We start from the raw sequence: 8,083 nt of genomic DNA on the forward strand, positions 1-8,083 counted from the left end.
GATTCTTATTTTTTAAGAACGGGCATATGCGACTGATCTTGTTTGCTTTGCTGGCAGCCAGTGCTGTTCACGCGCAGGAGCGTGTGGCGTTTTTTGGCATGACCCTGCTGGACACGTCCTTGCAGACCAGCACGCTTGGTCAGGACCCCGCAGAGCTTGACCGGCTGGCGATGCTGGAGGCGATGGTGACCGATCGGTTCACGCAGGAAGGATACGTTCTGGTCGACATCGAGCCCGCCCGCAAAGAGATCGACCGGGTGGTCAATCTCGCCAAATGCTACGGCTGTGACACACGCATCGCGACACAGCTTGGCGCGGATTACTCGCTGGTGGGCGAGGTGCAGAAAGTATCTGACCTGATCCTCGCGATCAACCTGCAACTGCGGGCCGCCGACAGTGGTGAGATGGTCAAGGGCGGTGTGGTCGACATCCGCGGCAACACCGACGAAAGCTGGCAGCGCGGCATGCGCTACATCCTGAAAAACAGATTTTTCGTGAAGGAGAAACAATGAAAAAACGCGCATTCTTAGGGGTTTGCTTGGCTGCAATGGTTCTGCCGGGCGTGGTGATGGCGCATGGTCCCACCCGGCAAAAGGTGACACTGACAACCGAGGTGGCGGCTGAACCCGCAGAGGTTTGGGCCGCCATCGGGAATTTCCAGGACATGTCCTGGCATCCGGCGGTCCACAGTTCGACCGGTGAAAACGGTAATGAGATCGACGCGACACGTGTGCTGACGCTGGGCGCTGCGGATGGTCCGACCATCTCCGAAATCCTCTATAAATTCAGCGACGAGAAGATGAGTTATTCCTACCGGATCACCGAGGTGGCGGTCGAAGTGCTGCCGGTCACCAATTACTCCTCCCATCTGACGGTCATGCCGCGCGACGCGGGCGGATCAATCATCGAATGGCGCGGCGCATTCTATCGCGGATACCCGAACAACGACCCGCCCGAAGAGCTGAACGACGCCGCCGCCATTGCGGCTGTCACGGGTGTTTATCAGGCCGGGCTGGATGCGCTGACGGCGACATTTGGTGCCCCCGGTTCTTGATCTCAGCCTTGCGCTGACGCTTGCCGCGACACCGCTTGCGGCGGGGGATCTGGCCTATGTGACCTGCCAGAACGGCGATGGTGTCAGTGTGCTGGACATCGACGCAGGCGCGGAGGTTGCGCGTTGGTCGGTGCCCGGCAAACCGGCGGGCGTCGCCGCGTCACATGGTGCGGTGTTCACGGTTGCCCCAGACAGCAAGACCCTGCGCAAACACGACCCGGCAACGGGCGGCGTGCTGACCCACGTCCAATTGGACGGTGGCCCCATCGGCATCGCGTATGATGTGGCAAACGGGCAGGTGTTTGTGTCCGATTGGTACAACGCGCGGATCTGGGTATTGGACGATCAAAAACTGGACATCCGCAAGGAGCTTTCCGTTGGCGCGGCACCCGCCGGGCTTGCGCTTTCGGGGGACGGTCGGTTTGTCGCCTCCGCGGATCGTGACGCCGATCAGGTGTCCATTTTCGACGCGGCCACGCTGGACCTGCGTGCCAGAATTGACGTGGGCAGCCGTCCCTTCGGTCTGCGCTTTAGCCCCGATGGTCGGCTCTTTGTCGGCAATGTCGGCAGCAATGACGTGACGGTGATCCATGTGGAGAGCGGCGCGGTCGCAGCAACGGTACCGGTGGGCGAACGACCTTACGGCGTTGCCTTCGCCCAGGGCCGCGCCTTTGTCACCAACCAATATGAGGACACCGTAAGCGTCATTGACCTCAAAACGCTCGAACCGGCGGGCACGCTGGACACCGGCGAATACCCCGAAGGCATCGACACCAGCAGCGATGGCCGCCACATCCTTGTGGCCAACTGGTTCGATAATACAGTCACAATTTTCAACGCAGAGACGCTTTCTATGATAGACGAGATAGAGACCTGCGACGGCCCGCGCGCCTTTGGTGCGTTTATTCTGGGAGACAGCAAATGAAAAACCTTGGATTAACCGCAGCCTTCCTATGTTGCACCGCCCTGCCGGCGCTGGCAAGCAGTGAGGCCTGGGACTCGGTCAAAGAACAGCTCTATGGCGAGCGCGCGATGTTGAGCGGCGAGGGCATCATCGCCATCGACGCCCCCTACCGGACATACGACGACGCGCGCACCGATCTGGCCGCCCAGATCAAGGCCCCGCCCGGTGCGCAGATTGCCAAGGTGACCGTGGTGCTGGATGAAAACCCGATGCCGGTCTCTGCGGTGTTCGACCTCGAAACGCCGCAGCCGGGGTTCTATTTCGACATTACGATGCGGGTGAACGGCCCGACGCCGATGCATGTGGTCGCCGAAACCTCCGATGGCAGGCTGTTTGTCTCGGAAACCTTTGTGAAAACCTCAGGCCAGGGGGCCTGCGCTGCCCCGCCGGGCACAGACCCGGAGATCGCGCTGGCGACGCTTGGGCAGATGAACATCGATGTCGTCGGGTCCGTGCCGGGCGTGCAAGGAGGCAAGCTCACCAGCCTCGCTTCCCGCCTCAGCCGCATGGACGTGGACATTTCGCACCCCTCGCATTCCGGCATGCAAATGGACCAGATCTCGCTGCTGTTCATCCCCATGCGCTATGTGGAGAACGTCGAGATCGATCTCGATGGCGCGGGTTTCGTCGATCTGACGGGCTCGATTTCACTCTCCGAAAACCCCCGCCTCGGGTTGGCGGTGCCGCAGAGTACGCGCTCGGTCGATGTCACGATGACAGATACCAGTGGCGCAGTCAGCCATGTACACAAAGATCTGGCAGGCTTTTAACGGTTTCAGTTGGTCTGGGGCTGGCCGTCCTCGGGCGTGACCCGTTCCAGCGGGTAATCCCACAGCTGCCAGCCATCGGTGCCTTCGGGCAGCCAATAGACATTGGTATAGCCCCATTCGAGGGCGCGTTTGGCAGCGTTCCAGCTCATCCAGCAGTCTTCCAGACAGAAGATCACAATCGGATGGGACGCATCACCCCGTGTGACCTTCTCAAGACCCGCGCGGAAGTACTCAGCCGTCACATCCGCAATCGCGCCATAGCCCACATTCGGCAGCCAGATCGCGCCGGGGATGGAGCTGCGCGGCTTGTCGCGCCAGATTGTGCCCTTGGGCAGGTTGGCGGGTTTCGGCGGTTGCGGCAGCACGTCGATGAAACCAGCCTTACCCTCCTGCCACAGCGCATGCGCGCCTTCAGGTCCAACCACCGTCGCCCCGGCCAGCGTCGCGGGCACCGGGTTTCGGTAGTGATCCATCCGGTAGTCGGCAGGTTCAGGAACCGTTTGCGCCCAGCTTGCCAGCGGCAGCACGATAAGCGCTGCCGCAAGCAGGCCTCGGATCAATTGGAAATCTCCATGACCTCGGTGCCAAGGTCCGTGACCAGCGGCACCCCTGCCTCGACCAGCAGAGCGTTGATTTCATCCTGATTGCGCCGGATCAGCGAGTTCAGCTTGCGTTGCCAGACCTTCTCGCCAATCCGCACGCCCATGGTGATGCGGTAAAACAGACGCGGCGGCAATTCTTCCTTGATCAGGGGTATCACCTTGAAATCGGCATAGTCAGTTTTCACCAACGGGCCACCCAATGGCCCCCAGAGCACCGCCGCGTCGATCTCGCCCGATCCCAGATCGTCCAGCATGTCCACCGCGGGGCTTTCATGTCGGCGGTCCACCACCAGATTATACCCTTTGGATTTGCCGATCAGACCGTTGCGCGCCAGATGGGCGGCGGGTGGTGTGCCTGCGATAATGCCAATCCGCTGTCCTTTCAGCGCTGGGTCCGCAAGCGACTGCACCGCCGCCAGATCGCTGTCTTTCGGCACGATCAGGGTATAGACGGAGGTGAAATAGTGATTGGTGTTCAACACCAGCTCATGGCCCTGCGCGTAACCCATCACCACGTCGCATTGCTTGGCGCGCAGCGTGTTGCGGATGAACCCGGTGGCCATCGGATACCAGGTGTATTGCACCGGCAGCTCCAGCTTGGCGCCCACAAGCTCCGCAAGCTTGTTTTCAAAACCGGTCTCGTCCTTGGCGGACATTGGATAGTTCGCGGGATCCGCACAGACACGCAAGGCATTGTTAGATACCAGGTCAGATGTCTGTGCACCTGCAGATCCCGCGAGGGAGAAACCCAGGAAGAGGGTTACAGTCAGGTGTCGTAAATTCTCAGCCCATGCAGGCATCTTCATCCTCTCGGATTACGTCGGATTTGGCCTCTTTCTTGGCCGGGCGTCCGCGGGGAACCACCTCGGCACCCCGTGCCTTGAGGTAGACATAGATATCGTCGAGATAGCACATGACATTGCGGTTGTCGCCAAAGCCCGGCATGACCGAATTCTCGGATGCACCCACACGTTTGCGGCCGTTCACGACGACATCGACGAATTCATAGTAATCCATGTCGATGGCGGATGCCTTCAGCGCGGGCGCATAGGTCGATCCTTCGCCCTCGGGACCATGACACACATGGCATTCGGCATGGTAGCGCCGGAAGCCATTGAACGTCAGCCAGTCTACGGTGCCATCTTCAGCCACATTGAATGTCGGAATGTCGTCATCTGTAAAATAGCGCCCATCTTCTGTGTAGGACACCGCAAGATTGTCGGCTGATGCTGCGATTGGAAATCCTGCCATCAGGCCAATTGCGAAAAGACGTGCTGCTGTTCTCATGTTCACTCCCTTGTGTCCAGATGCTGGCGCGACCCGCGGGCCGCGCCAGCTTTTTTCAGATCACCGAAAGCGTGATCAGTTCGGCAGAGCGAAGACGGTCAGCTGACCCCCCAGCGCGGTATAGTCGCTGAGCGCTGCATATCCGCCAACAGCCCCAAGGCCGTCGTTTGGATTTGTCAGACCAGCCGCAAGACCGATCCCGGCCCAGCCGCCGACACCCGACAGGATGCCGACATATTGCTTGCCCGCGGATTCGTAGGTCATCACGTTACCGATGATGCCCGAGGGTGTCTTGAAGCGATAGAGCTCCTCCCCGGTTTCCGCACTCACCGCTTTCAGATGACCTTCAAGCGTGCCGTAGAACACCACATCGCCCGCCGTGGCCAGAGCACCGGACCAGACCGAGAACTTCTCGGGGATGGACCACTTGATTTCGCCATTGATGTTATCCCAGGCGATGAAGTTGCCCATGCCACCATGGCTGTCAGGCGCCGGATACATCGACAGGGTCGCGCCCACGTAAGGCTGACCTGCGGTGTAGCTCACCCGGAAGGGTTCATAGTCCATGCAAACGTGGTTTGTCGGCACATAGAACATTTCCGTTTTGGGTGAATAGGCCGCTGGCTGCTGGTCTTTCGTGCCCAGAGCCGCCGGGCAGATGCCGGTGGAGTTCACGTCTTCACCGTTTTGCGCCGTGGAGTATTGCGCCACAACCGCCGGACGCCCGTAGGTGTCAGAGGCTGGGTCCATGTCCACACCCGTGGTCCAGTTCACAACTGGATCGAACTTTTCGGCAACCAGCAGTTCGCCGGTCACGCGGTCCAGTGTGTAGCCCAGACCGTTCCGATCAAAGTGGGTCAGCAGCTTGCGCTCTTCCCCGTCGATCATCTGCTCGGTCAGGATGTTTTCGTTCACACCGTCATAATCCCACTCGTCATGCGGGGTCATCTGGTAGAACCATTTGGCCACACCGGTGTCGATGTCACGCGCCATCAGCGTCATGGACCAACGGTTGTCGCCCGGGCGCTGTGCCGGGTTCCAGGTCGAGGGGTTGCCGGTGCCATAGTAGAACAGGTTTTCGTCCATATCGGCCGAATACCAGCCCCAGGTGGTGCCGCCCCCGATCATCCACTGGTCGCCTTCCCAGGTATTGGTGCCTGAGTCCGTCCCCACTGGTTTGCCCAGATGCGTGGTGTTTTCGGGATCAACGAGGATGTCGCTGTCAGGACCCATGGAATAGGCGCGCCAGACTTGCTCGCCGGTGGCCATGTCATAGGCCGTCGTGTGACCGCGCACACCAAACTCACCACCGGAGATGCCGACAATGATCTTGTCCTTGACCGGCAGCACGGTGGCGGTGTTGGTCTCACCGATGGCCGGGTCGCCGTTTTGCGCTTCCCATTCGACCGCACCGGTTTCCGCGTTCAGCGCGACAACCTTGGTATCGGCCTGATGCAGGAAGATCTTGCCATCCGCATAAGCCACACCGCGGTTGACGGTGTCACAGCACATCACCGGAATGACATCCGGATCCTGCTTGGGCTCATACTTCCAGATGATCTTGCCTTCATTGGCCAGATCGAGCGCATAGACGATGTTCGGGAACGGCGTGTGCACGTACATCGTGTCGCCGATCACCAGTGGCGAGCCTTCATGGCCGCGCAGAACGCCAGTTGAGAACGTCCAGGCAACCTGCAGATCACCGACGTTTTCCGCATTGATCTGGTCGAGCGCGGAATAACGCTGGTTCTTGTAGTCGCCGGTCTGGATCGCCCATTGGCTGGCGTTGTCCATCTGGGCTATGAGATCGTCGTTTGCAAAGGCCATACTGGCGGCGCAAAGAGCGATCCCAGACGTGAAAAGCTTGAGCTTTTTCATCAAAGTACCTCCCTGGTATGCGGCGGAATTGCCGCGAGAATGACACGCAGGCCCGGGTCGGGCTTGGCATCAGGTTTTCCCTGCGCGGCCGGTCTCTCCCTCGGCTGAGCAGGAAATTCTTGGTCTTACGAGCCTTCAGCAGCGAAGGTCGCAAGATATGCGATTACGTTTGCCCGGTCGTCCTCCTTGCGCAGACCGGCAAAGGACATCTTGGTGCCCTTGGCGTAGTTCCTTGGCTTTTCGAGAAAGGCCGCCAGCTCTTCCGCCGTCCAGGTCTTGCCCGCGTCGCGCAGGCCCACCAGAACGTCCGAATAGGAAAACCCTTCAACCGAGGCTACGGCGCGGTCGACCACACCGTTCAGCGCCGGACCCACCTTGTTTTCAGCGCCTTCGCCCACCGCATGGCAGGCCTTGCACTTGCGGAACACCTTTTCGCCCGCCGCAGCATCTCCGGTGACATGACCATCCGCGAACAGCGCCGCGGGAAGCATCATCAATGGGGTTGCTACCAAAAACTTCTTCAACATTTTCTACCTTCCTTGGGTTGAACCTGGGTCGTGTGCCGTCAATGCAATCGGGCGGCGTGCCATTTGACGTGATCCCGCGCAAAGCTGTTCACGAAGAAATATGAGTGGTCGTATCCCTCCTGCATCCGCACCTGCCCGGGCTGCCGACGGCGTGCCATCATATCCGCCAGCGCCTCGGGTTTCAGCAGATCAAGGAATTGATCCCCCGAGCCCTGATCGACCAGCAGATCGCCTTTCCAGCCATGTTCCTGCAGCAGCAGCGTTGCATCATGTTCCGCCCAGCTGCTTTCATCATCGCCCAGATAGGCGCTCAGCTGTTTGCGGCCCCAGTCGGATTTGGTGGGGTTGGCAATCGGCGCAAAGGCCGACAGCGAGTCAAAGAGCCCGGCGTTGCGGATGGCGATGGTAATCGCCCCGTGCCCACCCATCGAATGGCCGGTGATGCCGTGCCGATCCTGCACCGGCAGGTTATCCATGACAATCGAGCGCAATTCGCTGACGATATAGTCGTACATGCGATAGTGGGTTTTCCACGGGTTCCGCGTGGCATTCACATAGAACCCCGCCCCCTGCCCCAGATCATAGGCCTCGTCATCACTCACGCCTGTGCCGCGCGGCGAGGTGTCGGGGAAAATCACCGCCAGCCCGTGTTCGGCCGCGTGTTCCTGAAACCCGCCCTTGGTCATCGCGTTTTCATGGGTGCAGGTCAGACCACTCAGATACCACAGAACCGGCACCGGCCCGATCTCGGCCTGGGGCGGCAGGTAGGCGGCAAATGTCATCTCGCACCCGCAGGTATTGGAGGGGTGTTTGAAAACCTTCTGGCTCCCGCCGAAACTTCTGTTTTCCGAGACCAGCTCCATATCAGCTCAAAACTCCACCACAGCGCGGATAGACTTGCCTTCGTGCATCAGCTCAAAGCCTTGGTTGATCTCGTCCAGTGTCAGCTTATGCGTGATCATCGGGTCGATCTCGATCTTGCCGTCCATGTACCAGTCCAC

At 59.9% G+C, this 8,083-nt stretch carries 10 protein-coding genes and 1 pseudogene; 4 read left to right on the plus strand and 7 right to left on the minus strand.

The window, feature by feature from the left end:
- Positions 1-26: 26 nt before the first annotated feature.
- The 4 genes from Q1A20_RS23935 to Q1A20_RS23950 are packed head-to-tail and all read left to right on the plus strand — an operon-like array spanning position 27 to position 2,788.
- The gene (locus Q1A20_RS23935; RefSeq protein ID WP_299919175.1) at positions 27-512 is read left to right on the plus strand and encodes a DUF3280 domain-containing protein; all 486 of its coding nucleotides are present in this window, start codon (positions 27-29) and stop codon (positions 510-512) included.
- Positions 509-1,054, plus strand: a complete 546-nt coding sequence (locus Q1A20_RS23940; RefSeq protein ID WP_299919177.1) for an SRPBCC family protein — start codon at positions 509-511, stop codon at positions 1,052-1,054. Before Q1A20_RS23935 ends, Q1A20_RS23940 begins: the two co-directional genes overlap by 4 nt.
- Positions 1,038-1,979 (plus strand): cytochrome D1 domain-containing protein, encoded by a 942-nt coding sequence (locus Q1A20_RS23945; RefSeq protein WP_299919180.1) that lies wholly within the window; start codon positions 1,038-1,040, stop codon positions 1,977-1,979. Before Q1A20_RS23940 ends, Q1A20_RS23945 begins: the two co-directional genes overlap by 17 nt.
- The gene (locus tag Q1A20_RS23950; RefSeq protein WP_299919182.1) at positions 1,976-2,788 is read left to right on the plus strand and encodes a quinoprotein dehydrogenase-associated SoxYZ-like carrier; all 813 of its coding nucleotides are present in this window, start codon (positions 1,976-1,978) and stop codon (positions 2,786-2,788) included. Before Q1A20_RS23945 ends, Q1A20_RS23950 begins: the two co-directional genes overlap by 4 nt.
- A 5-nt stretch (positions 2,789-2,793) precedes the next feature.
- Here Q1A20_RS23950 and Q1A20_RS23955 read toward each other — a convergent pair whose 3' ends face one another.
- From Q1A20_RS23955 to Q1A20_RS23985, 7 genes and pseudogenes are all read right to left on the minus strand, one after another.
- Positions 2,794-3,348: a PQQ-dependent catabolism-associated CXXCW motif protein gene (locus Q1A20_RS23955; protein WP_299402341.1), complete on the minus strand. Its 555-nt coding sequence runs from the start codon at positions 3,346-3,348 to the stop codon at positions 2,794-2,796.
- The gene (locus Q1A20_RS23960) at positions 3,345-4,190 is read right to left on the minus strand and encodes a substrate-binding domain-containing protein (RefSeq protein WP_299403211.1); all 846 of its coding nucleotides are present in this window, start codon (positions 4,188-4,190) and stop codon (positions 3,345-3,347) included. The genes Q1A20_RS23955 and Q1A20_RS23960 overlap by 4 nt, the downstream gene beginning before the upstream one ends.
- Positions 4,174-4,641, minus strand: a complete 468-nt coding sequence (locus Q1A20_RS23965) for a c-type cytochrome, methanol metabolism-related (protein ID WP_298976720.1) — start codon at positions 4,639-4,641, stop codon at positions 4,174-4,176. Before Q1A20_RS23965 ends, Q1A20_RS23960 begins: the two co-directional genes overlap by 17 nt.
- Positions 4,642-4,752: 111 nt before the next feature.
- Positions 4,753-6,555 (minus strand): methanol/ethanol family PQQ-dependent dehydrogenase, encoded by a 1,803-nt coding sequence (locus Q1A20_RS23970; protein ID WP_298976722.1) that lies wholly within the window; start codon positions 6,553-6,555, stop codon positions 4,753-4,755.
- Positions 6,556-6,680: 125 nt separating this feature from the next.
- Entirely contained in the window at positions 6,681-7,082 is a 402-nt protein-coding gene (locus Q1A20_RS23975) for a cytochrome c family protein (protein ID WP_299919204.1), read from the minus strand.
- A gap of 38 nt (positions 7,083-7,120) precedes the next feature.
- Positions 7,121-7,945: an S-formylglutathione hydrolase gene (fghA, locus tag Q1A20_RS23980; protein ID WP_299919206.1), complete on the minus strand. Its 825-nt coding sequence runs from the start codon at positions 7,943-7,945 to the stop codon at positions 7,121-7,123.
- A 6-nt stretch (positions 7,946-7,951) separates the two neighbouring features.
- A pseudogene (locus Q1A20_RS23985) lies at positions 7,952-8,083 on the minus strand (S-(hydroxymethyl)glutathione dehydrogenase); the annotation flags it as partial.

This window comes from uncultured Roseobacter sp., from assembly GCF_947501835.1.
Classification (GTDB): Bacteria; Pseudomonadota; Alphaproteobacteria; order Rhodobacterales; family Rhodobacteraceae; genus Roseobacter.